Below are 2,167 nucleotides of genomic sequence, written 5' to 3' on the forward strand. Positions count from 1 at the left end.
AATAGGGGGTGAATAATTTGGCAATAAAATCTTTTAAACGCTATGAGAAAAAATTTCTAATATCAAAAATGCAATATGAACAATTAATTTCTAGACTTTCACAATATGTAAATTCTGATAAATACTGTAAAAATAACAATACATATAGCATATATAACATCTATTTTGACACTAAAAATAATGATGTCATCAGACATTCTATATCTAAACCCTTTTATAAAGAAAAGCTTCGTCTAAGAAGCTATAAAACACCTACTAGTTTAGATGATATGGTATTTCTAGAGTTAAAAAAGAAGATTAATGGTATTGTAAGCAAAAGAAGAGTTGTTCTTACTTTAGGTGAAGCATATGATTTTGTTTATAAAAATATTAGACCATTAAGTGATGACTATATTAATAATCAAGTAATCGATGAAATTCAATATTACTTAAGCAAAAATAAAGTTTATCCTACTGTATATATTGGCTATGAAAGAAATGCCTTTTTTGCTAAAGATGATCCAGATTTTAGGATAACTTTTGATTCTAGGGTTTTAACAAGAAGAACAAATTTAACCTTAGAAAAAGGTTGCTTTGGTGATGATGTTGTAGGAGAAGGAAGATATCTTATGGAAGTAAAAATTCTTGGTGCTATGCCACTTTGGTTTACAAGCATATTATCAGACTTAGAAATTTACCCTACACATTTTTCTAAATATGGCAATGAATATATGAATTATTGCTTAAATAATAAAAAAATTAGAATAGGAGCTAAAACATGTTAGAAACAATAATAACAACTACTACAGGAGAATCTTTTACTCTACTTAACACTCTAAAAGTTATAGGTACATCTGTAATTCTAGGAGTTCTTATAAGTCTTGTTTATATGAAGACATCAAAAAAATCTAGTTATAATTCTGGATTTAGCACAACTTTAATAATGTTACCTGTGATAATATCTATAATTATACTTTTAGTTGGTAACAATGTGGCTAGGGCATTTAGTTTAGCTGGTGCATTTTCAATAATTCGTTTTAGGAGTGCACCTGGAGAACCAAAAGATATTGCATATGTATTCTTTACTCTAGCTATAGGCCTTACTTGTGGTATGGGATATATTACTTATGCTGTAATATTTACAGTTATATTATCTGCTGTAATGATATTATTAGATATTACTAAATTTACTGAAGCAAAAAATAAGCCGATGCAACTTAAAATTACAGTTCCAGAGGACTTAAATTATGAAGGTGTATTCGAAGAAATATTAGATAATTATACTGCTTCTTACTATATCGAGAAAGTCAGAACAAGAGATTTTGGTTCTTTATTTGAATTAACATATATAATAGATTTAAAGTCTGATGTAAGTCAAAAGTCTTTTATAGATGAACTAAGATGTAGAAACGGTAATTTAAATATTGCACTTACTCTATCTAGTACAAGCTATGGAGATAAATAGTTAGTACTACCATCCCCTTAAATAAAAAATTTAAGGGGATTTATTGTATAATATAATAATCACAAAAATTTATTAGGAGGACACTATATTGAAACTTTTATTAGTTGAAGATGAAAAGCAACTTTCTGAAGCTTTAACACAAATATTAATTAAAAATAAATATTCTGTAGATGCCGTATATGATGGAGATGACGGTTTAGAGTATGGCTTAACTGATATTTATGACATTATTATTTTAGATATTATGTTACCTAAATTAAATGGTCTTCAGATCTTAAAGAAACTTCGAAAAGAAGGCATTTCCACTCCTATAATCTTACTTACTGCTAAAGGATCTGTAGAAGATAGAATAACTGGTTTAGATTTAGGTGCTGATGACTATTTACCAAAACCATTCTCTCCTGAAGAACTTTTAGCAAGATTAAGAGCTTTAACTAGAAGAAAAGGTGAAGTTATTAATGATAACATTTTGGAATATGGGGATATACAATTAAATATTTCAACTTATGATTTAGAGTGTAATGGCACTTCTATTACTTTAACTCAAAAAGAGTTTGAAATATTAAAATACTTTATGCAACGTCCAAAAAATGTGGTCAGCAAGGATGATATTATTTCAAAATTATGGGGATATGATTCAGAAGTTGAACATAATAATATCGAAGTTTATGTATCCTTTTTAAGAAAAAAATTAGCTTATATTAATTCTTCTGTAAAAATTAC

Annotated in this window: 3 protein-coding genes; all 3 read left to right on the plus strand. The window is 27.3% G+C overall.

Annotated features, from left to right (window positions below; genetic code table 11):
- Positions 1 to 8: 8 nt before the first annotated feature.
- Entirely contained in the window at positions 9 to 764 is a 756-nt protein-coding gene (locus J7G74_RS16395; protein ID WP_334299751.1) for a polyphosphate polymerase domain-containing protein, read from the plus strand.
- Complete coding sequence (locus J7G74_RS16400; RefSeq protein WP_297137375.1) at positions 758 to 1,444, plus strand: DUF4956 domain-containing protein; 687 nt, start codon at positions 758 to 760, stop codon at positions 1,442 to 1,444. The genes J7G74_RS16395 and J7G74_RS16400 overlap by 7 nt, the downstream gene beginning before the upstream one ends.
- A gap of 88 nt (positions 1,445 to 1,532) precedes the next feature.
- A partial coding sequence (locus J7G74_RS16405) for a response regulator transcription factor (RefSeq protein WP_297137377.1) occupies positions 1,533 to 2,167 on the plus strand: 635 nt, incomplete at its 3' end.

Source organism: Terrisporobacter sp. (assembly GCF_017888745.1).
GTDB lineage: Bacteria > Bacillota > Clostridia > Peptostreptococcales > Peptostreptococcaceae > Terrisporobacter.